The 24,944-nt window shown below is 53.5% G+C and carries 24 protein-coding genes; 11 read left to right on the top strand and 13 right to left on the bottom strand.

Going from position 1 to position 24,944, the window contains the following annotated elements; all coding sequences use genetic code 11:
• Positions 1-81 precede the first annotated feature (81 nt).
• The gene (locus tag DPRO_RS20145; protein ID WP_157917526.1) at positions 82-270 is read left to right on the top strand and encodes a hypothetical protein; all 189 of its coding nucleotides are present in this window, start codon (positions 82-84) and stop codon (positions 268-270) included.
• A gap of 644 nt (positions 271-914) precedes the next feature.
• Positions 915-2,933, top strand: a complete 2,019-nt coding sequence (locus DPRO_RS15650) for a DUF927 domain-containing protein (protein WP_157917525.1) — start codon at positions 915-917, stop codon at positions 2,931-2,933.
• A gap of 116 nt (positions 2,934-3,049) precedes the next feature.
• Here DPRO_RS15650 and DPRO_RS15645 read toward each other — a convergent pair whose 3' ends face one another.
• Entirely contained in the window at positions 3,050-4,306 is a 1,257-nt protein-coding gene (locus DPRO_RS15645) for a tyrosine-type recombinase/integrase (RefSeq protein ID WP_097012901.1), read from the bottom strand.
• A gap of 396 nt (positions 4,307-4,702) precedes the next feature.
• Here DPRO_RS15645 and DPRO_RS15640 point away from each other — a divergent pair, with 396 nt between their 5' ends.
• Both DPRO_RS15640 and DPRO_RS15635 read left to right on the top strand, forming a co-directional pair.
• Entirely contained in the window at positions 4,703-5,014 is a 312-nt protein-coding gene (locus DPRO_RS15640; protein ID WP_097012900.1) for a helix-turn-helix transcriptional regulator, read from the top strand.
• A complete protein-coding gene (locus DPRO_RS15635; RefSeq protein WP_097012899.1) occupies positions 5,011-6,192 on the top strand; it encodes an MFS transporter in 1,182 nt (393 codons plus the stop codon). Before DPRO_RS15640 ends, DPRO_RS15635 begins: the two co-directional genes overlap by 4 nt.
• Before the next feature lie 164 nt (positions 6,193-6,356).
• On the opposite strand, the gene nrfA is transcribed toward DPRO_RS15635, so the two are convergent.
• Entirely contained in the window at positions 6,357-7,868 is a 1,512-nt protein-coding gene (gene nrfA / locus DPRO_RS15630) for an ammonia-forming cytochrome c nitrite reductase (protein ID WP_097012898.1), read from the bottom strand.
• A 19-nt stretch (positions 7,869-7,887) separates the two neighbouring features.
• Positions 7,888-8,418: a cytochrome c nitrite reductase small subunit gene (gene nrfH / locus DPRO_RS15625; RefSeq protein ID WP_097012897.1), complete on the bottom strand. Its 531-nt coding sequence runs from the start codon at positions 8,416-8,418 to the stop codon at positions 7,888-7,890.
• 541 nt (positions 8,419-8,959) lie between these two features.
• Here nrfH and nhaB point away from each other — a divergent pair.
• The 7 genes from nhaB (at position 8,960) to DPRO_RS15590 (ending at position 17,376) form a co-directional block, all read left to right on the top strand.
• A complete protein-coding gene (gene nhaB / locus DPRO_RS15620; RefSeq protein ID WP_173806807.1) occupies positions 8,960-10,582 on the top strand; it encodes a sodium/proton antiporter NhaB in 1,623 nt (540 codons plus the stop codon).
• Positions 10,583-10,856: 274 nt separating this feature from the next.
• Positions 10,857-11,987 (top strand): double-cubane-cluster-containing anaerobic reductase, encoded by a 1,131-nt coding sequence (locus tag DPRO_RS15615; protein WP_097012896.1) that lies wholly within the window; start codon positions 10,857-10,859, stop codon positions 11,985-11,987.
• Between the two features lie 27 nt (positions 11,988-12,014).
• On the top strand, positions 12,015-13,139 hold the full coding sequence (locus DPRO_RS15610; RefSeq protein ID WP_097012895.1) for a CmpA/NrtA family ABC transporter substrate-binding protein: 1,125 nt from the start codon (positions 12,015-12,017) through the stop codon (positions 13,137-13,139).
• 57 nt (positions 13,140-13,196) lie between these two features.
• Positions 13,197-14,024, top strand: coding sequence for an ABC transporter permease (locus tag DPRO_RS15605; protein WP_097012894.1), 828 nt, complete (start codon positions 13,197-13,199; stop codon positions 14,022-14,024).
• A 2-nt stretch (positions 14,025-14,026) separates the two neighbouring features.
• On the top strand, positions 14,027-14,803 hold the full coding sequence (locus tag DPRO_RS15600; RefSeq protein WP_097012893.1) for an ABC transporter ATP-binding protein: 777 nt from the start codon (positions 14,027-14,029) through the stop codon (positions 14,801-14,803).
• A gap of 158 nt (positions 14,804-14,961) precedes the next feature.
• The gene (locus DPRO_RS15595) at positions 14,962-16,794 is read left to right on the top strand and encodes an SLC13 family permease (protein ID WP_157917524.1); all 1,833 of its coding nucleotides are present in this window, start codon (positions 14,962-14,964) and stop codon (positions 16,792-16,794) included.
• 150 nt (positions 16,795-16,944) lie between these two features.
• The gene (locus DPRO_RS15590; RefSeq protein WP_097012891.1) at positions 16,945-17,376 is read left to right on the top strand and encodes an HMA2 domain-containing protein; all 432 of its coding nucleotides are present in this window, start codon (positions 16,945-16,947) and stop codon (positions 17,374-17,376) included.
• A gap of 94 nt (positions 17,377-17,470) precedes the next feature.
• Here DPRO_RS15590 and DPRO_RS15585 read toward each other — a convergent pair whose 3' ends face one another.
• The 10 genes from DPRO_RS15585 to DPRO_RS15540 form a co-directional block, all read right to left on the bottom strand.
• Positions 17,471-18,628, bottom strand: coding sequence for a cation diffusion facilitator family transporter (locus DPRO_RS15585; protein ID WP_097012890.1), 1,158 nt, complete (start codon positions 18,626-18,628; stop codon positions 17,471-17,473).
• Between the two features lie 16 nt (positions 18,629-18,644).
• Positions 18,645-19,181 (bottom strand): hypothetical protein, encoded by a 537-nt coding sequence (locus DPRO_RS20415; protein ID WP_197706477.1) that lies wholly within the window; start codon positions 19,179-19,181, stop codon positions 18,645-18,647.
• Positions 19,182-19,377: 196 nt separating this feature from the next.
• Positions 19,378-21,516 (bottom strand): heavy metal translocating P-type ATPase, encoded by a 2,139-nt coding sequence (locus tag DPRO_RS15575; RefSeq protein WP_097012889.1) that lies wholly within the window; start codon positions 21,514-21,516, stop codon positions 19,378-19,380.
• Between the two features lie 60 nt (positions 21,517-21,576).
• Positions 21,577-22,056, bottom strand: a complete 480-nt coding sequence (locus tag DPRO_RS15570) for a hypothetical protein (RefSeq protein ID WP_097012888.1) — start codon at positions 22,054-22,056, stop codon at positions 21,577-21,579.
• A gap of 8 nt (positions 22,057-22,064) precedes the next feature.
• Positions 22,065-22,256: a hypothetical protein gene (locus DPRO_RS15565; protein ID WP_097012887.1), complete on the bottom strand. Its 192-nt coding sequence runs from the start codon at positions 22,254-22,256 to the stop codon at positions 22,065-22,067.
• 82 nt (positions 22,257-22,338) lie between these two features.
• The gene (locus tag DPRO_RS20135; protein ID WP_157917523.1) at positions 22,339-22,599 is read right to left on the bottom strand and encodes a hypothetical protein; all 261 of its coding nucleotides are present in this window, start codon (positions 22,597-22,599) and stop codon (positions 22,339-22,341) included.
• Positions 22,600-22,791: 192 nt separating this feature from the next.
• Positions 22,792-23,100 carry an HMA2 domain-containing protein gene (locus DPRO_RS15555; protein WP_097012885.1) on the bottom strand — a complete coding sequence of 103 codons (309 nt, stop codon included), beginning with the start codon at positions 23,098-23,100 and terminating at the stop codon, positions 22,792-22,794.
• Between the two features lie 146 nt (positions 23,101-23,246).
• Positions 23,247-23,687, bottom strand: coding sequence for a flavodoxin (locus tag DPRO_RS15550; protein WP_097012884.1), 441 nt, complete (start codon positions 23,685-23,687; stop codon positions 23,247-23,249).
• Positions 23,688-23,886: 199 nt separating this feature from the next.
• Positions 23,887-24,765, bottom strand: coding sequence for a DUF4198 domain-containing protein (locus DPRO_RS15545; protein WP_232005624.1), 879 nt, complete (start codon positions 24,763-24,765; stop codon positions 23,887-23,889).
• Positions 24,753-24,935 carry a FeoB-associated Cys-rich membrane protein gene (locus tag DPRO_RS15540; protein ID WP_097012883.1) on the bottom strand — a complete coding sequence of 61 codons (183 nt, stop codon included), beginning with the start codon at positions 24,933-24,935 and terminating at the stop codon, positions 24,753-24,755. The genes DPRO_RS15545 and DPRO_RS15540 overlap by 13 nt, the downstream gene beginning before the upstream one ends.
• Between the last annotated feature and the right edge of the window lie 9 nt (positions 24,936-24,944).

The following is a 24,944-nucleotide window of genomic DNA, read 5'->3' as shown; positions in this document are numbered from 1 at the left end:
CCTGTTGCAAATTGAAAAGGCCGGGGAGCGTTGCTCTCCGGCCTTTCGAACGCCTTTTATTCAAGGCGGACACTAGTTGATATGTTGAAGGAACCATTCCACAAACGGTGCCCTGACCAGCAAGGTCTTTCGCGATCCCTGCCGCATAAAGCATTCTTCGGGGATCTTCTTCTGACTCCGAAGGTTCTGGATCGTCCGCCATCTGACGGCGTTTCCGGTCAGGGAGTCCACGGCGCGGCCAGCGAATATCGGGGGCAGATGTTCCATTAGTTCTTGTTTGAGATTGTCCACGTGTAACCTCCTGTGTTCATTTGTTCTCACAAGATGTCACCTCGTTGTGAAAAATTATTTGAAGCGGATTCTTGAGCTGTGATTCATTGCCTGAAAAGGACGAGCATGGCATGCTAACCCTTGATGACATTCCATGAAATCAAACAGACACGCCGATGACGAATACGCCTCGACACCGCTACGCACTTTTCGCCAATAATTTCTATAAGTGTTTCATTGATAACCCGGCCAACCGGTCGGCTATGATTAAGCAAGGCGCGGAAGCTTTCAGCGTCCATTCATACTCTCACCCACTAGAGGAGGTCGTCAGGCCAAAACGCATTTGGGGTGACTTGCACTTATTTTTCGATTGGCCACACGAGAACCGTCCGGGCACAATTCAGCCATTCACGGCCCTCGTCAGTCCCTTTCTCCCCCCAGAGATTGAGGAAGTCCTCACTTACTACCAAGTGCCCCTACACAGTATCCAGGTCCATTTCCATAGACTTGGATTCGAACTCATCATCCCTGAGACAACCTTTAGGGGAGATATCGGTTCCCCAAGCCGACTCGACTTCGATCATAAAATTCAAGGATTTACCTTTGCCAAACAGCTTCCGACGACTTTAGTCAACCAAACACCCGTGTTCTGGAGCGAGGCCGCGCCCAAGCTCTCAAATCTCCAGCATCAGCAGACCATCCCTCTGTCGTTCCTGGCGTCTGAATACTTCATGGCACACGATGATGCCTCGGGCCGAAAAGATTTTCTCAGAACCAATCCTGCCTACATACGGGGCTGCAAGGTTTTTTCCGCACTGCTCAACCAACAGTCCGTGACCGAAGAGCACCTGGCTATAGCCTGGCGAATCATCGGGGCAAATATCTCATACTTCCTGCGTCTTATTGAGATGCACGGTGGTGGGCATCTCCTGTGCGGACTCAACGGACAGCGTTTTAAAGAAGCCAAGGCGCAGTACCCGGAACCGATCCCATGCAATAAGGTAGCGACCTTCGTAGCTGAACACGGTGGCAATTTTCCCTGCAAAAAGGACTGCGGCGTCACTTCGCCCTTGGCCCTGCAGTACCTGTCCAGATCTCCAGTGCATCAACATACCCCATACCAGAGTCACAATGGTGTTCAACTCAAGCGAACCGGATTGTACCTGAATGAAGCGGACGGACAGCATACACGACTCATGAATCCAATTTGGGTAGAGGAGCTGGCCCAATTCGACCATGAAGAAGGAGCGCGGCGACTCATCTGCTGTGACGATCGTGGCTTCAGGAAAGAGCTTATTGTTTCCGAGAAGGACATCAGCTCGACGCAGCTTTTCGCGCTGCTCCACTCCCACGGGGTGTACACTCCCAACAACACGCAAGACAAAGGGAGCATCCGGGACTATATTGTCAGCCAATTCCCGCGAAAGCCCCTTAATAAGCCATCGCCCCGCGTCTCGAAATATGGCGGCTGGCAAAAGGACAATGAATTCATATTTCCGGGGGACAATGGCTCGACCGCTTCAGGGTATGTGAGACAAAATTGGGTGGTTCCCACTGAAGAGAGAAGCCGGAAGCTGCTCCCACCCGTATCCATTCGCGAGGAAACTACTGATCCCTACATCCTGCTTGCCACGCTGGCTTCACTGTCCGCACCGTACCTCAAGCACAGACAACTCTCCGGGCTGAATCTTCATTTCCATGGTGGAACTGAGGCCGGACGGGCGGCGGTCGTCCACGCCGCGTGTTCGGTATGGAACCAAATGCCCTACAAGTTTGCCGATGCGAAAAAACACGAAATTGCCCTGAAGATGCAGCACAAGGATGCTGCGCTTGGCATTCTTGAAATCCCGGCGGCCAAGACTAAGGCGATGAACAGCCTGGTCAGGCGGTATTTCAAAGGGCGAAAGGGAAGGGACAAAGGAGTCCAAGGAGTCATTATCTCATGTGGTAAAACGCCCATGGGGCAGGACCATAATCACGAAAAAGGATTCCACATCTTCACGCACCAGAACAATGTCCTAGGCATTGACATATGGCTTGGGGATTCGACCTCGCAGGGATTCCGTTTCAACCATAACGCCACACGCGCCATGGTACAGCAGCTCGCAGTTCATAGCGCTGGCTGCCTTGAAAGAATCCAGGCCGATGAAAAACGTTTCAAAAAGCAGTTGGCATGGGCAACCAGGCCACGACCAAACAGACAGGTTTCGGATTATCTGCGTTTCTTCATGGCAGTGGGAGATGTCGATCAGATTGGGCTGAAAAATTGGTGGCGAGGCGATTCCATCATGTCAATTTTCGATCAATTCATGGCAGTGATCGATAGCCGAGATGTTTTCTTTGGCAGCCTTCTCAAGCAGATGAAAATTTCCATGCCCCCGACGGACAAACTTGTGGAATGGGGTGCTTGTTCTCCTACTTCATATATTGAAATCGACCGGCACCGTATCCTTATTCCCAGCAAGGAAATGAGCAAAGTAGCCAAGGACAAACCAACGCTGCTCCGATTCATTTCCTGGCTGAAAGCACGTAAGATTTTGATCCCCAAGCGCACAGGAGATCTCTGCGGTGCGCACTACTCACCGAAGGACAAGAAGACGCTTCGTGGTTACATGATCTCCCGCCATCACTTCCATAAAACGCTGGCCAAGCTCACATCTTAATCTAGAGCTGCCGTGATATTTCAATTTTATAAAAGAAACGTAAGCGTAAGACGCTTAGTGTATATTTATTGTCGCATTTCAACGCCAACAGGTAGTGAAGACCGTAGGGCGCGGGTCTACTCGGTAGCTCCCTGAGTACGGTGCAACGGCACGACCTTCCCGCCGCTCCTCTCGCTCGTCCGGCTCGCCTCCATCTGCTTGGTGGCGGCAACCAGATCGTCATTGGCCAAATGCCCGTAGCGCTCGGTCACATTGATGCTTCCATGTCCCATCAGCTTGGAAAGCGCATAAAGACTTCCGCCTGATTTAAGGAAGTTGCTGGCGTAGGAATGACGGAGAGAATGGAAGACGATCTTCATCTTCCGGTCAGTGATACCATCGTTCAGGCCAACTTTATTAACAGCCTTGTCGAATGAGTTGGAGAGCGCCTTGAGCTGATTGCCAAACCGATCGAGGAACACAAACTCACCGGCACTGCCCTGTTCCATATTCAGCAACATTGCCTTGGCTCGTTGTGTGAGGGGGACCCATCGACTTTTGTCGCTTTTAGTGCGTCGCAGGTGCAGGGTTTCGGACTCGAAATCCACGCAATCCCACGTCAGTGCGAAAATCTCGCCCCGCCTCAGACCGCACTCTATGGAAAGCAAAGCCATATCGTGCAACTGCCGACTCCGGCGGGCTAATTCTGCAAGCAGCTTGTCCTCTTCGTCTCTCGTCAGGAATCGCTCCCGCCTGTTGTCGACCTTAGGCATGGTCTTGCGGAAACTCCGCTTCTTAGCCGGACTTTCTCCCTCAACGAAGCCGTCCTCCCTGGCCATATTCCAAATGGCGTTGAAGGTGACGAAAACATACTGAATGGTTCGAGGGCTACGCTTCTTCTTGTTCAGGTTAGCCCGAATCCGCTTGATGTACTCAAGCGTGATCTCACGCATGGGAAGCTCCAGCACGACTGGATCTATCCATTTATCCACCTGGATTTTGGTTTTATCCACGGTTTCAGGTCGGTTTGCTTGCAGCACTTCCGGAAGGTAGTACTTTTCAAAATACTCCTTAAACGAAATATTCAGACGAGCCTGACGTCTCTTCTCTGCCTCGCGCTCCGCTCGCTCCTCGTCCCCCTCAGCTCGCATCTCTGCTATGGTCCTCGGCCCCTGACCCTTCTTGCGATTCTGAAGAAGTTGACAATGCAGATCATACGCTTCAGACGGCTTAACGCCCTCAGAGGCCCACCCCACCGCCTCGGTCTTGGTCTTGCCGTCGATCTTGTACGTCAGCACATAATACCGGTCAGCCTGAACACCATGCTTTCTAGTGGCATGCTTCCGGTAGCGGACACCCTTGAACTCGGTCTTGTAAAATCTGGAGGCAGACATTCTGTACAACCCCTGTACAACTTTTTAGCGTGACACTCAGGTTTTTCCAGTGAGAATAAGTGAACATTAGGCACAACGTTACCTATTGTCAACAAAGGACTTTTTACCATTCCTATGCACTTCAGTGCGGACCTGTGAGAGCATGGCCTTTTAGAGTTCAAATCTCCTCGTCTCCACCAAACAATACAGGCACTTACGAATATATTCGCAGGTGCCTTTTCTCATTTGTAGACCAGTTTTTCGGTTTTGGCCTACATCAGGACATCAAGTATCCCACAATTCCCACTTTTTCTTTATTCCGCGCTTCGCCATACCCAAGAGAACCACCCCCGAATTGACGACATCCATTTCATGTATTAGATGTCGCGTCTCGCATTTTACCGATAGGAGCCCACCATGTCTTCGAGCCACCCTGCATCGTCGTGGAATTTTCTGACCAACCATACCCATGTCCTGCTCTGTCTGGAACAGGATGCGTCCATGCGCATACGCGATATTGCGGCACAGGTGGGAATCACGGAACGGGCGGTGCAGCGAATCATCGCCGAGCTTGAAAAGGATGGCTACCTGGAGCGAACGCGCGAAGGGCGGCGCAATGAGTACACCATTTCCCGCAACCAACGACTTCGCCATCCACTGGAACAGGATATCCACATCGGCCAACTGCTCGACATGCTCCAACACCCAGAAAACAAGGAAACCAGATGACAAAATGGATAGTTCTGTGTGCCGGAGTGGCCATACAGATGGTGCTTGGCGGCGTTTACGCCTGGAGCGAATTCGTTCCGCCCCTCAATGAACTTTACGGTATCAGCAAAAGCCAATGCGGACTTATTTTTGGCGTCACCATCCTCACCTTCACATTAGTGATGATCCCGGCCGGACGCATTCTGCAACGACACGGGCCCCGCATCACCGCAGGCATGGGCGCGATTTTGTTCACCGCCGGTTACTGTGTTGCCTCGTTCTCGCAAGGCGATTTCCTGATGCTTCTGTTGGGCATCGGTCTCATCACCGGTACAGGTATCGGGTTGGGATACATCTGCCCCCTCACGGTGGCCATGAAATGGTTCCCGGACAATAAGGGACTGGTTACAGGCGTAGCCGTGGCCGGTTTTGGCGGAGGCGCGGTCATTGTAAGCGCTGTGGCCAAATACCTGCTCGTTGACACGGGCATGGATGTGCTCCAGGCCTTTCAATACATCGGACTCGGCTCCGGCGTCATCGCTTTTGCCAGTGCCATGTTCCTGAGTCAGCCTGAAGAAACCGGCGATACTGTCGGTCAGACGGAAACCGCTCCATCGGTGAAAAGCATCCTTCTCTCAAAGGACTATCTACTCATCTGCCTGGGCATGTTCTGCGGTACCTTCGCCGGACTGCTGGTGGTGGGCAACCTCAAGCCCATGGCACAATCCCTTGGCTTGAGCGGCGGCGCAGCCACCCTGTGCATTTCTCTGTTCGCCATAGGCAACGCCGTTGGCCGCATCAGCTGGGGCCAGATACACGACCGCATCGGGAACAGACCTTCCATCGTCTACTCCCTTGCCTTTCTCGGGTTGAGCCTGATGCCGCTGCTCCTTACGGCCAACTCCACGGCACTGCTGGTCACTATCTTCCTTATAGGCTTTGGATTTGGCGGCTGCTTCGTCATCTATGCCTCGTCCATCGTAAACCTGTACGGCATGGACCTGTTTCCGCGCCTCTACCCCGTCTGCTTCGTGGGCTATGGCCTGGCCGCCCTCGTTGGGCCGACCATTGGCGGACTCATCGCCGACATCTTTGGTGGGTACGGGCCCGCCATTATCCTGAGCGCAGCCATCGCGCTGGCCGCGGCCCCGTTCATCTGGACGGCCCTTCGCCGGGCCCCAGTGCCAGTAGAAGCTTAAAACCGGCATTGATTACAAAACTTCAAGCCCCACTGACAATAGTCGGTGGGGCTTTCTTTTGCCATTGCCTGAACGGATATCTCCACGAAGCAGTCTGGACTGACAAGAAAAGAGGCCGGACAGTCTGTACTGCCCGGCCTCTTGGTTACGGTGTGGCTACGTGCCTATTCGGGCAGGTAGGATGCTTTTTCCGGAAGCCCCTTAACGAATTCGTCGGTCAGTCGGCCTTCCTCGACAGCTTCGTTATTCCATTCCTGCATCAGACCCTTTCTGAAGGTCTGCTTCTCGTCGACGAGCTTATCCAATGGAACACCAGCGAGCTGCTGAGCCTTTTCCTTGGTCGAGAAGTCAGGCACTTCATAGTCGATCACGCCGTACTTGGCCAGAATACCGGACAGGGTGATGCGAGCCTGCTGTGCCTTGTTGTTGGCAACACCGAGCAGACGCAGCGTTTCTCCCGGAGCGTGGAAGAAGGAGCCGTGGCTGGCAATGGAGTAATCCCAGAGCCACTGTGCGGAGCGGATGGTGTCGATTGCCGGAGCCATTTCAGCTTGGGTGGCACCAACTTCCCAGGCCTTCTTGGCGGTAAGGTGAGCGGCTGCCAGGCTGTTCATGGCGATGACGTTCAACTGATTCTTGCGATCCAGCTTTTCCTGCACGATGTCTTTGAATTCCTGCTCACTCTGACGGTGACAGGTCAAACAGGAGTTGGCGATGTTATCGAGCGGGCTTTGAATCTTGTGGGTCGAGAACTTGATGGCGCCCTTCTGTGTGTACGGCATGTGACAATCAGCACAGGACAGGCCGCGCTTGAAGTGAATGCCGGTGGTGAAGGTCTCGTAACCGGGATGCTGGGCCTTGAGCATGGGGACACGGCTCATCTTGTGTTCCCAGTCCATGAACCCGTATTCATTGTAGTACTCTTCCATGTTTTCAGCAGAGAGACCCTTGGCCCAGGGGAAGGTGACCACTGCGGCGACCTGATCCTTGCCGCTCTTGTCGGTATAGGGGGTCTTCTTGAAGTAGTACTCGGAGTGACACTGAGCACAGGCCAGGGAACGCATGTCCTGGAACGTCAGCTTGTCCAGCTCCTGTCCGCTTTCTTCAAGCGCACGCTTGAGATACGGTCTGGAGAGTTCCAGTTGACTGGTCTGTGTGTTGTGGCAGTCGGCACAACCGATGGGGTTCACGATCTCGGAACCTGCACGCGCCCACTTGCCTGTGAAGAATTCCAGCTCGCCTTCCTTTTCCATCAGGCGGGGAACGTCGGAGGATTTACAGGTCCAGCATGCCATGGGCATGGGGCCGTCATCAGCACCGGTGGGGCCACCAGTGCGAAGTGTGTTTCTGTTGCTCTGAAGAGCGAAGGCATGGCCGCGGGGCGCGTTGTAGTCTTTGGCGAAACCGTATCCGGCCCACAGGATGACAAGCTGCGGATACTTTTCAAGTTGGTCTTCAATTTTGGAGCTTTCACTGGTTTGTTTCCAGCTATCGTACTGATGCGGATAGTATTTGCCCCATTCATCACTTCTGGCTTCTATACCTTCTTCCTTGATGACCGGTGTGGCATTGAGTAACGCCTGTTCTTCTTTTTTGCCACCGATGGATAGCAACATGAACGTCATGAAGGCTATACCAACGAGGGCCAGCACAAGTATAATCGAATTCTTATTCATTTACGCCTCCCAAAAAGGTTTAACGGTCCCATCGTACGCCGAGAGTATTGGGTGTGCCATTGATGCTGCGCACCTTTCCGTGCGGCACCTCACGATGGCAATCCCAGCACTTTCGATCTCCGAGTGTCTCGCTGTCGAAAGCATGATAGCGGTCGATGTTTTTGATGAGTGTTTTAGAACGACTGGAATGACAACGGATACAATTTTCCTGTACACGACGGGCGCCGTCATCAGTGATGAGCATGCGCTTTCCATAGGTGTTCAGGGTGAAAGCCACGGAATGATTCCATCCGTCGCGGGACTTTGACGCGTATTTATCGATGTAGTTGTCCACCGGTAAATGACAGTCAACGCAAACAGCCCGCATGGCATGGGAACTATGTTGCCAACTGGCGTAATAGCTCTCCATGACGTGACAGTTGGTGCAGGCAATGGCATCGCTGGATAGGTATGATGTGGCTTTTGACTCTTTGGCCAAATATAGCCCCATACCCAATGCGATAGCCACCGCTATAAATGCACTATACCGCAGCACCGTTTCAAATTTCATTGACACCTTCCTCGTAGCAGTTCTTTTCACATAAGTGCCGGTTTTTGGAGCCCCTTTCCAAAAGATGACATTTTCGTAGCATGCCTAAGAAGTAATGGGCAACAAATTCTGACAAAAACGATATCCTTTATTCTGGAGTTATCTTCAGCAGGCAACGGACTAGGTCCGAATAGGTACAAAGCGAGCACGTAAAGCCCCCTCAGCCCAACTCCACAAACCAAAAATGTTCGATTCTTGACATATGGACTCCAGAAAACTAAATTCTCCTATCCGCGCGAGACCCAGCCTCTGGTCGCATTTTTATGCCCACCGACTGAGCCCCCACGGAGACACCACCCACAGGAGGTTTCTCAATGGACACTGCCGTCGTTTACGAGATTGATTGTTTTTTTGCGGGCAGCTTTGCATTGTTCAACACAGGTTGACCCATCCCATTTCAGTTCTGCCAATACTGACACCTTGTCTTGCTCAACCGTTTTCGGTCTGAGCACGTATCGCATTTTCCGGCCACGCCGGTTCAAGACTGTTATGGGATTAATTGATGCAATCATCACGCATGACTCACTTTTTCAATTTGTTTCTTGGCAACGCGCCTCGTTGGTACAAATTCACCATCCTTGCGTTCCTTATCCTGAACCCGTTGATTCTGTTGACTGCCGGCCCGTTCGTGACCGGCTGGTTGCTGATCGCCGAGTTCATCTTCACCCTGACCATGGCACTCAAGTGCTATCCCCTGCCACCGGGCGGACTTCTCGCCATTGAGGCCATCGCCCTGGGACTGACCACCCCTGAAGTCGTCTATCATGAGGCGCACAACAACTTTGAAGTCATCCTGCTGCTCATATTCATGGTGGCAGGCATCTACTTCATGAAAGATTTTCTCCAGTTCACCTTCACGCGCATCCTGGTCAAAGTCAGATCCAAGAAACTGATTTCCCTGCTTTTCTGTCTTGCAGGCGCCATCCTGTCCGCCTTTCTTGATGCGCTGACCGTAACCGCTGTCATCATTGCCGTGGCCTATGGTTTCTACAATGTCTACCACCGGTTCGTTTCCGGCATGAATCAAGGCGACACCCATGATCTCGCCTCTGACGACTCCCTCAAACAGACCAACCGCGAAGAACTGCGTGCGTTTCGCGCTTTCCTGCGCAACCTGATGATGCACGGTGCCGTAGGTACGGCACTGGGCGGTGTATGTACGCTGGTCGGAGAGCCTCAGAACCTGCTCATCGGCAGTGAAATGGGATGGCACTTCCTGCCCTTCTTCCTCGAAGTCCTCCCCGTGTCGATGCCCGTTTTCGGCGTCGGTCTGCTGACCTGTCTGGCCGTAGAACAGTTCAAGATATTCGGCTACGGCGCAGAGCTCCCCGGCAACATCCGCTCCTTCCTGCTCGAAGAAGCCATTCGCCAGGAAGAGAAGCGAGGCGAACCCGGCAAGGTCAAGCTCATGCTGCAGGCGCTGGCCGGTGTTTGGCTCATCGTAGCCCTTGCATTCCACTTGGCCGCAGTCGGCATCATCGGTCTCTCGGTCATTGTTCTGCTCACCGCTTTCACCGGCGTGGTCGAAGAGCATCAGTTGGGACACGCATTTGAAGAAGCCCTGCCGTTTACCGCACTGCTCGTGGTCTTTTTCGCCATTGTCGCCGTCATCCACTCCCAGCACCTTTTCGCGCCGATCATCAATTACGTACTCAGCCTCGAAGGGCAGGATCAGCTGGCCGCATACTATATCGCCAATGGCGTGCTTTCGGCCATTTCCGATAATGTCTTCGTAGCCACGGTGTACATCTCGGAAACCAAGCTCCACTTTGTGCAGATGCTCGGCACAGTTCCAGATATCGGGATGACCGGTCAGGCATTGATGGACAAGCTCACCGATACGCAAGTGGCCCGTGCCGATGTGCTGGCAACCCTTCCGAGCGAAGCTGCCCGTCAGGCCGGACAGATCATGACCCACTTCGACAAGCTGGCCGTTGCCATCAACACGGGTACCAACATCCCGTCCGTCGCAACCCCCAATGGACAGGCCGCGTTCCTGTTCCTGCTTACCAGCGCCCTCGCGCCCGTCATTCGGTTGTCCTACGGACGAATGGTCTACCTGGCCCTGCCATATACGATCACCATGTCGATCACCGGACTGGCAGCCGTCTACTACATTCTGTAGATAGCTTCCTTCCATACATTAATAGATAGGGGACGCCATGCATTCGCATGGCGTCCCCTTTGTCATTTTGATCCCAGCCCACTCCACCAATCAGATGTCACTCTTCTCTTCGGTGCAACACCATGTAGAAGATCAATTTCTTGCACGACCCTCTCACTTCAGATAAGTCTCCCTCTGTATCTATTCATTTTCTCAATAGTTAAAATTAACACACTAAATAGCAACATGTGAACATCGCACGCAGATGACAGCCGTCATCCGAAGGATGAAAACGATGAATATTAAACATTTCATTAATTTTTCTGAACTGAGCATCGCAGACCTGGACGCATGGAGAGAGGATGGAGGCACTGTGGCTGGCGTCTACTGTATCTACGCTCCCACCGAAGTGATCCGCGCGGCCAATGTTGCTCCTATCAGCCTGTGCGGCAAAAAGCAGGACCCGATAAAGGAAGCGGAACGCGAACTTCCGCCAAGCCTTTGTCCGCTGATCAAGTCGAGCTACGGTTACGCGATCAACGGAACCTGCCCGTTTTTCTCTGCCTCTGATGTGCTGATTGCCGAGACAACCTGCGACGGTAAAAAGAAGATGTATGAATTGATGGGGCGCCTGAAGCCGCTTCACCTCATGCAGTTGCCGCACACGCAAACGGGCGAAGCCGCGCTCCAATACTGGTTGCATGGTCTTCACGAACTGGCGGCCTTTCTCACTTCATATTCTGGCACAGAAGTCACCGACGAAGCGCTGGCCCGTGAAATTGCGGAACAGAACGCCATTCGATCCGAACTGGCCCGTGTGGCCCAATCGGCCGCAGACGACCGTTCACCGCTGACCGCCGGAGACCTCCTTGCCATACAGGAGAGCAAATCCTTCTCCGTCTATCCCCACAAATATCTGGCGGCTCTCACCGAGCTTCGTCGAGACCTGGAGGCTCATCTGGCCCAGCCGAATCTTCCAGCCAAATCCAATCCTCGAATACTGCTTACAGGGTGCCCTTCGGGCAAAGGGTCGGACAAGCTCATCAACATAATTGATGAACTCGGAGGTCGGGTTGTGTGCATGGAGAACTGTACCGGACTCAAGGGAATGACACTGCCTGTCGACGAAACCGGCGATCCATGGGAAGCACTGGCCCGGCGCTATCTCAGCATTCCCTGCTCCTGCATGAGCCCCAATGCCAACAGGCTCACCTCGCTTCAAGAAATGGCCGAAGCCTACCGGGTGGATGCGATCATCGACCTGACCTGGCTCGGCTGCCACACATACAATGCGGAATCGACCACGGTGAAGCGGTTTGTCGAAGGAGAACTCGGCCTGCCCTTTTTACGCGTGGAAACAGACTACAGCACCTCCGACACCGAGCAATTACGTACGCGCGTCGAGGCTTTCATCGAAATCTTGTAACCAGAAAACTCAGTTAAGGAGAGCAGTATGACACGGTGTGCTATTCACAAATCACTATTCCTGCTGGCAGCCCTGTTGCTGGTCATTACTTTGACCACAGGACCGGCAGCCGCAGCGGATGTACCCAAACTCAGCCTGGGGTATGTCTTCACCACCCACCACACCCCGCTTATGGTGGCAGCCATCAAGGGAGAAGCCTTCAAAGAAGATGGTGTCTACCTGAAAACCCTGATCCCCAAAAAGAAATACATGCTGATGTCTGCTGAGGACCAACCTCTGGCAGAACTTTCCCTTCTGGTTTCCAAAAGTGGTTCGGAAACGATCACCCTTTTCGCCATGAACCAGATGGACATGGCCCTAGCTTCCAGCACCGCATTCATGAGCGGCGTGGATAAGGGGACCAAGGTCAAGGCGCTGTGCCCCATGCATGTGGACGGCATGGCCATGGTTTTCCCGGCGGATAGTGAAGTCAACGGCTATGACGCTGTGGCAGCAGCCGTCAATGAATCCAAGACGCCCTTCAAAATCGGCTACCATTCACCGACCAGCGCCCCCCGCGTCGTGTTTGAAGGCGCATTGCACAAGGCCGGCTTCAAGATCACCGGTGACCCCAACGATGCGACCGCCGACATCCTGATGGTGGACCTCAAGTCCACATCCAACCTGATCCCCGCTCTGCTCAGCAAGCAGGTCGACTGCTGGGTCGGTCCTGCGCCCCATCCGTCCGTTGCTGAATTCAAAGGTGTGGGCCACATCGCTCTCAATTCACGCGACCTGCCGCCCGAAGGCGACTGGCATGATTTCCCCTGCTGCGTCATGGGAGCCTCTGAATCACTCATAGCCGAACGCCCCGAAATTGTTCAGGCCATGACCGATCTCATGACCACCTCGACCAGATGGAGTAATTCCCACCGGGCTGAAGCGGCCAAGATTTCCGCTGATTGGATTGGTGCTCCGGAAGAGGCACTGGCAAAGTCTGCCATCATCTACAGCACAGACCCAACAGAGAAATGGCTGAACGGCGAACAGATGTTCATCGACATGCTGCGCAGCATGAACAAACTCAAAGGTAACTTGAAAGACACTTCCCCTGAAGAAACATGGTCGAAGTTGTTCGATTTCACCTTTGTGAACAACAGTCTGGACCGCTAAATTGATCAACTTGCGGGGCCGGACCGACTGGTCCGGCCCCCATAACAGGAAATGCCCATGAAGAACCGTCCCCTGTACCTCTTCATCCCTCTCATGGCACCGACGTTGCTGTGTATTGTCTGGATGATCCTTGCTGATCGGATCGATAATCAGGTTATCCTGCCCTCCATCGGACAGGTGGCTGATATCATCATTCACCCCACCAGTGACCTGATCGGCATGGGATCACTGACCGCCAACGTGCTGGTCAGTCTGGCACGCGTGGTCCTCGGCTATACAGCAGCCGCGATCATAGCCATCCCCCTGGGCATCCTCATGGGGTATTACGGCCCGACTTTCCACTTCTTCAATGGCTTCCTGAATCTCTTCCGGCCCATCCCACCCCTGGCATGGGTGCCGCTGGTCATGGCGTGGTTCGGCATCTCCAGTCTGGCAACGCTTTCCGGCGTAGAGATTGGTCAGGCATACGTCTATCTGGATAACGTCAAGTTCGCCATGTTGTTCATCATTTTCATTGGCGCATTCTACCCGATCCTGACCTCCACCATTCAGGGCGTGCGCAGCGTCAACCCAACACTTATCGATTCGGCCCGCGTGCTTGGAGCCGGAGAAGGCCAGATATTTCGTAAGGTGCTGCTTCCCGCCGCCATGCCCTCCATCATTACAGGCATGCGAATCGGGCTGGGAATCGCCTGGATGTGCCTGGTATCCGCAGAGATGCTGCCAGGTTCGCTTTCGGGCATCGGATACATGATCACCCACGCTTTCACTCTCGCCTCCACCGACATCGTCATCGCAGGCATGATTTCCATCGGGCTGGTCGGCGCGTGCATGGATACGGTATTCCGGCACATCGAACACACTCATTTTTCCTGGCGGAGATAACCATGTACTCGGACAATACCAGCACGGCGGCCAACACCCGAATCATTGATATCCAGAACCTGTCCAAGGAATATACGACCCAGCGCGGAGAACCGTTGCTCGCTGTATCCGATGTGACACTTCGGATTGCCGAAAATTCCTTCACCTGCATTGTCGGCCCTTCGGGCTGCGGGAAGTCCACCATTCTGCGGGTCGCCGCCGGGTTGGAATCCGCCACGAGCGGAAGCGTTCACTATCGCTCCAACGCCGTATCAAAGCCGTGCGGCAAGATAGGACTCGTCTTTCAGGAATATTCACTATTCCCCTGGCTCACAGTAATAGACAATGTCGCCATGGGACCGGCCTTTGCCAAAGCGCCGCGCAAGGAACGCGAAGAACGTGCCCGAAACTATTTGCGCATGGTGGACATGATTGATTTCTGCGACGCCTACCCCCATGAATTATCGGGCGGTATGCGCCAGCGTGTGGCCATAGCCCGTGCCCTGTGCAATGATCCTGACGTATTGCTCATGGATGAACCCTTCGGCGCACTGGATGCCCACACCCGCATCCTGCTTCAACGCGAACTGCTCAAGGTTTGGGAGTTGACGCGCAAAACGATCGTTCTGGTGACCCATAGCGTCGATGAAGCTGTCTACCTTGCCGACCAGATCGTGATCATGACCAATCGTCCAGGCCGTATTCGTTCGGTGCTCGACGTGAACATGGAACGACCACGCAGTCGGGCGATGCCGGAATTCGGGAAATTGACAGACCACATCCTGAAAGAGTTGGAATAGACCACACCACATTCTACATATTGATTTTGAACGTGTTTCGGTAGATGATACTTTCAACGCCCTATTTCTTGATAGGGGGCCATTTCACGTTTTACATTTTTCAGCAGTTGTCATCATGCCATTCATACTTTCCTCTCTTTTCATCCAGCAGCCACATAATGAATAATATATCTCCCGATACACTCATCACGTTCGCCATTTTCGGTGTGAGCGCTATCCTCTTCGTCAGCAACAGATTACGTAGCGACCTGATCGGCGTACTGGTCATCCTTGCATTGAGTCTTAGCGGAGTACTCACTCCAGATGAGGCGCTTGCCGGTTTCTCCAACCCTGTCCTCATCATCCTCGTCTGCATGTTCGTCGTGGGTGAGGCCGTATCCAATACAGGCATAGCGCAACGACTGGCGAAAAAAGTGGCGGATGTCGGACATGGGAGCGAAGCCCTGCTCATCACCCTGCTCATGGTCGCTGCCGGATTTCTTGGTGCGTTCATGAACTCCACGGCCACTGTCGCCATTTTCATTCCGCTGGCGGTATCGGTCTGCAATGAGGCGGATTTGAACAGGAAGCGGCTGTTGATCCCCATTTCCATCGCTGCATTGGTCAGCGGCATGATGACGCTGGTCGCATCCACACAGAACCTGATCTCCAATCAATTGGTTATTTCATACAATCTCGAACCGATCGACTTTTTCGAGTTCACGCCCTTTGGTCTCTGCATCTTGTCCGCGGCCATTTTGTACACGCTCTTCTTCGGCCGACGCCTTTTGGGACCGCAGGAATGTTCGGAAACGCCTAACCGGGGCATGCGGACCAGTGATCTCATCAAAAAATACGACCTCCATGACAAAATGCGGCGGTACCAGATTCAGCCTGGATCGTCCTTGATCGGCTTGAACGTGTTTCAGGCCAGGCTCCGTGAAAATTTTGATCTCGATCTACTGGCCGTGGAGAAGACCCGATTGCGTGGCCGCCAGTTCATAAAGCCGTGCGTGGAAACCCCATTTCAGGAGGGGGATATTCTCCTGCTCGTGGGCGAAGTGGAAGACCTCAAAACCGCTGCTGAGAAGAAGAAACTCCAGGCATGCAGCCGCTTACACGGTGAAGTACGGCAGGCGATGCTACAGGAGATTGGTGCGGCCGAAATTCTGATCGGTCCCGACTCCAGCCTCATAGGACAGACCCTCAAGCAGATTCAGTTCCGGCGGCGGTACGATGTCACGGTCATCAGCGTGCGCCGTGGCGGAAAGACCGACCGCGACCTCAAGACCGATCACCGGCTCCGCTTTGGTGACACCCTGCTTGTCTGCGGAGCGTGGACGGACATCCTGAATCTCATGGACGAGAGGGTGAACTTTGTCTTGCTGAACATGCCGCGTGAAAGCTGTGAAGTGTTACCCGCACGGCACAAGGCGCCGCTTGTGGTGGCGATTCTGACGACCATGATCCTGTGCATGGCCTTTGAAGTGCTGCCCACCGTGCTTATCGCCATGCTGGTCGGCTTGTCGCTTATGCTGACCGGGTGCGTGAATCTCAAAAAGATTTACCGGAAGATCAGTTGGCAATCGATCATACTGATTGGTGGCATGCTTCCCATGGCCACCGCGCTGGACAAATCGGGCGCCTCGGATGCCATATCCGCCAACTGGACCGCTCTTGTTCATGCATGGCCGCCCATAGCCATACTCTTTGCCCTGTTCTTCCTTACCGCTGCCGTGGGCCTGTTTTTGCCTGCCAGCGCAACAGCGGTCCTGATCATCCCCATTGCCATCGAAGCGGCACTGGATATCGGCATGCCGCCCCATGCACTGATCATGACGACCACCATTGCCTGCGCGTGCCCGTTCATTTCTCCCTACTCCGCTCCGGCCAACCTGCTGGCAATGGAGACCGGAGGATACGAACTCAAGGACTTCATCCGAATCGGCACGCCGCTTCTATTCATGGCCGCGACCATAACGGTGTTCCTGGTCCAGTATCTCTACCTGTAAGAGGCGAATCGGTTCGGCAGCTTTTCGGCATCAGCAAGACATACGGGGGAAGGCTGTCTCGTTGATAATAATTCCCGAAGTTTGACATATACTTTTACTGTCATGTTATAGTGACCGTAACATAATCGTCACCAAACAAGGAGAATACATATGTCAGCCGCCGCAGCACACGGTCGGATTCGCTTCAGAAACGAGGCTCTCAAGGTCGCCGAATTTGGGTATGGTGTCCGGGACGCCCTCCTGGAAGTCAAAGGAGTGGTTCAGGTTCAGGTCAACAAACGAATCGGCAGCATTCTGATCCTGTTCGACAAGACCAAGGTTTCGGGTGAAAAGATTCTGTCAAAGATTGCTGATTCGCTTGGTGTGGACATGAAAAAGGTCAAAGCAAATATCAGCTCAATGCAGAAGTCGCTCACCGGAAAGAAGGGACGCACCTACGTCAAGCGAGGTCTCATGGCTTCCATCGCAGCGGCTCTGGGAATCGTGTATTTCTCGGAAAAATGGCACGTCGCGGCCGGGGTTGTTTTCGTTCATTTCCTGGCGCTGCATCTCTACCAGAACAAGCGAACTCTCTTGAAATAATTTCAAAGGCCCCGGACATCAGTTCGGGGCCTTTTCATGATAAATAGCAGGGAGAAAGCCTGTCCCACTCTTCACCAGCAGGAACTGGCTGCTTTTATTTTGGCAGCATCACAACCCCTGCCTCCTCCAGAAGAACCACCGCTGTACCGGCATGGTTATCCGGAACAACCAATTCATCCGGGCGCAGGCCCATCAGCCACTGACCTACGAGCAATCCTTTGCGTTTTTCCGCGTCCTTGTGCGGATTCTCATGATAGGTCCGCTCTTCCACTTCACCCGACTTCCCATGGATGACTTCGAGCATGAACCATGGTGCGGAAGCAAGCCCTTCCGCCGCCGCTCCCCCCGGTTCGACAACCGGAGTCAGCCTTCGCCGCTCATCATCATGGCCGAAGTGGGTTCTGACATGGACCATGACAATCCGTGGGAAAGCCACCTTCACTGATTTTTCCAAACGATCCCCAATCCTGTCCGCTGTTTTATGGTCATCTGTTCGCAACAACACATCGAGATTGACGATGAATCGGCCACCGGCCTGCCGACCGATGCACTCAATGACACGAGCGACCTGCGGTTGTTGCTCAACCAACTCCATCACTTCACGGACCAGCTTTTTGGGCATGGCCGCATCAAGCAGGTCACGCACGGCATCCTTGAGGAGCTGGAATCCGGCCCAGAAAACGAAAAGTGAAACCGCACCCGCAGCCCAACGATCCAGAGCATATCCCAAATAGGCACCGATCAGCCCGACTATGACCACGCAGGTCGACGCGCCATCCACAAGATAGTCGCGGGCATCGGCCATGAGAGCGGGCGAGCCAAGTCGCCTCCCTTCACGCATTTGATAGAGGCCGAACGCCGTGGCCACGACAAGCGAACCGACGGCAACAGGCAGTGCCAGAGAGGCATCCGGGATGGATGATCCGCCAAGCAGGGCATCACGGCCAATCTCGTACGCCACGACAATGACAGCTATGGAAATGACCAGCGTGGCAATGTTTTCTGCCTTATACAAACCAAAGGGGAATGAAGGATGCTTTTTACCGGCAATCCACAATCCGGCAAGGGCCACGCCGGATGCAAACACATCGGTCGCCGAGTGGATGGCGTCACCAATCAATGCTGCACTGCCGGAAATCACACCGGCGATCCCTTTGACCACTGCAAGCGTCAGGTTGAGCAACACTGAAAAGGCGGCGCGCTTTCGGGCCACCAGAAGATCATTGTCCACTTCATTTTGCGGATCACTCACACTGCTCCTCCGATCATCAGGATTTCACTTGTCCAGTGGGACTTTCGTTTTCATGGTCATCGTCTTGATTAGTACCGACTTTATCCAACTCTGCTTGTGGCGTCTTGCTTGGCAGCAGCATGTCGGCCACACTCTCGGAAAAGGAATCCAGCAAATTCGACGACTGCCCATCGCCACGATTGCCTCCGCCCCCTCTTCCACCGCGGCCACCACCTTTTCCGCCACCGCCCATGCCACCTGAGCCGCCTCCTCCCCCCAACACCTGGGAGAGCATTCCCGGCAGCATGTTACCGCCTCCCCCACCGGCCCCAAGGCCGATCACGGACATGGTTGCCAGCCCGACTCCACCGCCCCCCTGCCCTCCGGCAAAGGTTGATGCAGCAGCCACGCCGCCAAACATGAGGCTTTGTTTAACAACACCTGCTACAGCCTCCTTTTGTGAGACCTCGCCATTCTTGTAGCTGTTCCACATTTTAAAACCGGCGATTCCAGCACCGACCAATGCGCCGACTCCTGCGGCTACCAGTGGATTTTTAGGTAACATCTTTTTCATTGTCTCTTCCTTATTACGGGATGATTTTTCATATATTCCAGACTGATCACCAGCTCATGCCACTTGGCAAAAGCGGAAAGCACAATCCATTTTCTTCACGTAGTCTGATCCTTTTTTCCTACTCCAACGGTCTACAAACCAAAAAAAAGGGCGCACCCTGTGGTGCGCCCTGATGAATCATCTGAAATAACAATTTCTATTGCTCCGGTAACATGGGCCGCATTGAATACGCACATGTCATGACGGTTCCTGAGTTATGTAGGAAGGCGAGCATGGCCGGGGTAATAATGCCGAAAATGCCCAGTCCGATGAACAAGGTATTGCTGCCGACGATGAAGCGGTAGTTCCGCTTGATTCGGCGCATGACCATTTTGGATAGCGACATGGCATCGATGAGGCTGTCGAGGCGCTCACTGGTCAGCATCACATCACAGGCTTCCTGGGCTATGTCCGCACCGTGTTTCATGGAAACTCCCACGTGTGCATGACTCAGTGCCGCCGAATCATTGATGCCGTCACCGACCATGGCCACGACGTATCCCTCTTCACGAAGGCGATCCACCAACTCGGTCTTTTCGTGCGGCAGAACCTGTGCGTAGTACTCGTCGATATCAAGCTCGGCAGCCACATTTCGTGCTGTGGCCTCACCATCACCGGTGAGCATGATGATGCGCTTCATGCCGATGTTTTCCAAACGCCGGATGAACCGATAGGCGGATTCACGCAAGGGATCTTCCAGAGCGATGACACCGGCCAGTTTGTTGCCCACAGCCATATAAAGCGTGGACAGACCGTTCTCCGTGCACCGCTTGATCTGGTCTTCAGCTCCGGCAAGCTCAACACCTTCATCTTCATGAATGAAGTGTCGGCTCCCAAGAATCATCCTGTTCCCTTCGAGAGTTGTCGAGATACCGTGGGCCAGGATATAGTCGACCTCGGCATGCCGTTCATCGTGTTCAAGCCCTTCCTCGTCCGCCTTGCGAACAATGGCATCGGCAACCGGATGGGGGAAATGTTCTTCCATACAGGCTGCATTTCGAAGGATGAACTCGCGAGTATAGCCATTGACGGGGCAAATATCGACGACCTCGGGTGTGGCGCGGGTCAGCGTACCGGTTTTGTCCAGAACGATGGCATCAACCTGCGAAAGCTGTTCGATATATTTGCCACCCTTGATGAGCGCACCACAGTGGGCGGACTCCAGCATGGCTGAGCGAACGGCCAACGGCGTGGATAGTTTAATGGCGCAGGAATAGTCTGCCATCAGGACAGCGGCCGCCTGCATCCAGTTTCGAGTGATGGCAAAGATGATCCCGGACAGAATGAAGGAGAACGGGACGATCTTGTCGGCCAGTTTCACCGCCTGACCGTGAATGTCCGCTTTCATGGACTCCGAGTCAGCGATAACCTGCGCGATCTTGGCGAAACGGGTTTGATCACCCACGCCTTCTGACAGGATGACGATCTTGCCTTCCTCCACAACGGTACCGGCGTAGACTTCCTTTCCGACGCTGCACTTCACTGACAACGGCTCACCCGTCATGGAAGCCTGATTGACCATGGCGGTGCCATCGGCAACCACCCCATCCACGGGGATTCGGGAGCCGGAGCGGACAACGACCAGATCACCGACGACCAAATCTTCCAGCGCTATCTGGACTTCCTCTCCCTTGCGAAGCACCCACGCAGGCTTGCCGTCACCGGCAAAGAGCGACGCCAAATCCTTGCGGGACTTTTCACGGGTCCAGTCTTCCAGGGTTTCGCTGATATCAAGTAGCAGATGGATCGTTCCGGCCGTGCCGTAATCGCGCATGGCCAGAGCAGAACCGACCGCAGCAGCATCAAGCACGGCGACATTGAGCTTTCGCTGGAACAGTGAGCGCACGCCCTCGAAAATCAGCGGGGCCACGCTGAAAGCGGTCCAGTAGGGGCGCAAAGCCATGGGCATCAAAAGACGGGTCGTATAAAAATTGAATACCTTCTTGGCTACAATCCAGAACGGATTTTCCAACTCATCCTGCTCGTATGCTCCATTGCTAAGAGCGGGCAGACCACAGGCGTTTTCATCACCAAGGGCAGCACTACGACATTCAGGCAAATCCGACACCAATGATGTCTTCAATGCCTTTGCCATGACCCCGATTGCTTTGTCAGTGAGTTGGCGATCCTTCTCGAAGAGGACAAGGCCTCGCCCGGAACGCTCCGAATAGTAAAATTCTGCTTCCTCAAAATCGTCACCGAATTCAGCCAGCAAACTATCCTTGCAATACAGGGCAGCCTGTTCTGAATCGGCTTCAAATCGGATTCTACCGGGTATGCTTCGAACAATGCTCATGCACCAACCATGTCCCCATGCATGTTTGAATTATAACGCCCACGAAAGAGCGTCCCATAACTATTTGGAGTCAGCCTTTTTCGATGGAGCCTTAGCCTTGGTCGTCGGCTTTTTGGCTGCCGGCTTTTTGGCAGCGGTCTTTTTCTTGGCAGCCTGAGTCCCAGCTTTTTTAGGAGCAGTTTTTTTAGCTGCCGTTTTCTTTGCCGGAGCCTTCTTGGCTGTGATCTTCTTCTTGGCGGCAGTCTTTTGGGGAGCAGCTTTTTTAGGAGCCGGTTTGGTCTCTTCTGCTGTAGCGGTGGCCGTAGCGGCGGCAGCAGCGGCAGCGGCCTTCTCCTCATGGGCATACTTGGCTTCCGCCAAATAATCTTCCACGTCTTCCTTGATGGTCTCAACCGTACAGAGGAGTTTTTCCGTCAGTCCGTGTCCACCCTGCACCAGATTCTGCAGGAGGTTCTCACCTTTTCCTTCCTTGACCAGCGCCATTCCAGCGGCACCGAGCGCGGCTCCGGCAATAAGATATGCGATTCTGTTTACAGCCATAACGCCCCCTATGCGTCCTTGGGCGGAGTCATCTGCTCAGCCATCTCGTTCACGGTCTTCTCAAAAAAGTCCTGTCCCAGATCTGCCGCTTTTCCCATGAATTCCTTGAACTCTTCCGGGTGCTTTATGGCCATGTAGCCAGCGGCACCCACAGCAGCTCCGGCAGCAATCAACAACAATTTCTCAGTCAACTCGTTCATTTTCCACAACTCCTTAATGATAGCAGGAAATTATCCCACTACCACAATGTGAAACAATATTACAACTTTGAGAATGATTTTCTTAAACGCGAACGCGCTGGCGAGAAGAAGAACGAAGGGGCGCACCTAGGGCTGCCACAAGCAGTCCATGACAAACAGCTCTGCCAAGACCAAGGCCCAGATAGTTGCACGCCAAAACCCCTGCCAAGGAGAGAACCACCCCTCCAGCCTGAACAACATTGCGCTTCCGAGACCGGGAAGAAGTCTTGCCTTGCTGATCGTGGAGCTGTTCCTTACGGGATTTGGAAGAAGAACGCCGCGCTATGGACTTTGAAGAACTCATTGCTATTCCTTGGTCTGACTTGTTCGTATTCGCAGGGCCAATTCGTTCAAAAATCAACGATAACAGCGAGCTAAAAGCCTTTCATCGTTGACGCCGAACTGAACATATTGAAAACGATTCTCAAAGTCAATCCAAAAATATACGCTTTTTTTCCCGCATCTGCTCTCAAATGAAAGCACACATCAAGCAGGGTTATGCGAATATTGTATCGTGAATGGTTTCGACGATTTCCGCAGCCCGGTGGTCGTCTTCGGTAGTGATGAGTTCTTCCAGCAAATCCGGTGACACCAAATCGGCATCATATTCAAGGAGCAACGTACGCGAAAAGATATTGACCTTGGCCTCTTTCACCGCGTCCGGCATATCTGGCGGCGACTGTGCAAGCTTCAATGCTTCCGGATCTTTCATAATGCCTGCAGAAAACTTGATCCTGATCCTTCCCGGCAGGCTGTGCTTGATGGACAGATATTTTCTAAGTGTTGCGATCGTCGTGAAATCCATAGGCTGTCTCCTCTCCTGTTTTCTACACGAGGGCGCACGGCCCCGCAATTCATTACGTGAAAGCGGCACCCCGGTCAGGGTGCCGCAGCGTCAGACCGCCAGTCCATTGGCGGCTTGTAAGCAAACAGTTCGCCCAATGCGAACAGTTACATCTTCGTCATGATCGACTCTGTCCAGGCCGAAACTTCCTCGGGTTCAGGATCACCGTCGATTTTCAGGGATTCGCCGAGCAAGACGGCCCCCAGTTCTCCGGCCTTCTCTTCAATGACATCCACGGCACCGCAGAAGTATTCGTAGGAGGAATCGCCGCAACCGAATACAGCGACCTTCTTCCCTTTGAGCGCCGCCTGTTCAAGATTTTCAAATAACGGAATAAAATCGTCCTGCAATTCGATTTCATCTTCGCCCCAGGTGGAACAACCGAGAAGCACCGTATCGAACTGATCCGCCAAGCCGTCGACAGAAATATCGGCAGCATCTTGAATTTCCACGCTATGTCCGTTCTTTTCCAAAATCTTGGCGATGTCGTCGCTCACGCTTTCGGTATTGCCGGTAGTGGAACCGTAAACGATCAAAGTCTTGCTCATAAAGACCTCACTGTGTTGAAGTTTCATGCAGGCAGCACACGCCGCTCTCCCACCGTTAGCGATGGGACTGCATACAGTGTCGATCTGTCTGATATCTGATATTCATCGTCGATCCTTTGTTCTGTTTGCAAGGGGGCGGCAAGCTCTCCGGCCTGATGTGGGCTATAAACCGAAGAGCCTGCCTGTACAAAAATACCTGCTAATGATGGTTGGGTAATGCCTGCCTGCGCTCATTGGGAACAAGCACCACGAGGGTGGCCGTTTCCTTGAGTTGAAAATACTCATTCTTCATTTCGTCTGTGGCGTCCGTCTTAATGAAGTATCGGATGAACCACTTGCCGGGATGATCCAGAGAAACCGTGATGGTATCACCGGATACATCCATGCCGGGCTGATAGAGGTCTTCGGACTCCGTAGAGTAGCCGCCGTAGGTCGCATTCCAATGTCCATCCCCATCGTATCGCTTGCCGTCCTTGAACACCTTGAGGGTCAGGGTATCCCCAGGCTTCAACGTGGTCGGATCCTGCATGGGCACCAATTCCAATGCCAACCCAACGCGGCCTGCGAACATGCCGTCAGGCTCCCCGCAGCGGACATATGATTTGGCATACTGTTTGGAATACAGGGATTTGACGATTTCTGAAGCCTCGTCCTTCACAGCGCTCATGGGTTTGATGGAGCTGCGATCTCGCCCTTTCTTGTCCACCCACTTGGTGTAATGGCCGGGATTGGTTTCGGCGGTCAGCACATATACTCCCGGCGTATAGTATTCCACCATCTGCGATTGAAGACACGTTTCCTTGCGAGGGGAAAACTCTGTCACCGCCCCTGCTGGATCATGGACTTTGATAGACGCCAGTTTTTTGGAACGGACACCGTCATCCACCGGAAAATGATGACCGTAGGCAAAAAAGAGCGGCGTTTTTTTGCCTTCCTTCACCACATGTCTACCGGACTGGATGAACAGGGAGTGAGCCATGGCTTCACCAGCCAAGACCACGCACATGGCAAAGCAAAGAACACTGAGTGAGATGGGGGATAGCGATGTATTTCGAATGAATACTCCTATTTGTCGCATGAGCAGTTCTCCCCTTCATTGTCGCAGCATGGGGAAACATTCTTTTTCGATGGTGCGCCGCAATCGCCTCCGCAGCCGCATCCGTCCTTGGCCTGCAACTGCTTCCTGACTTTGTTGAACACGAAAAATGCCGCAACAATAATGATGAGTATGGCTATGATTGTATCCAAGGATATTCC

It is taken from the genome of Pseudodesulfovibrio profundus (assembly GCF_900217235.1).
GTDB lineage: Bacteria > Desulfobacterota > Desulfovibrionia > Desulfovibrionales > Desulfovibrionaceae > Pseudodesulfovibrio > Pseudodesulfovibrio profundus.
Note: the sequence above shows the minus strand (reverse complement) of the source record. Positions and strands in the feature narration are given on the sequence as shown.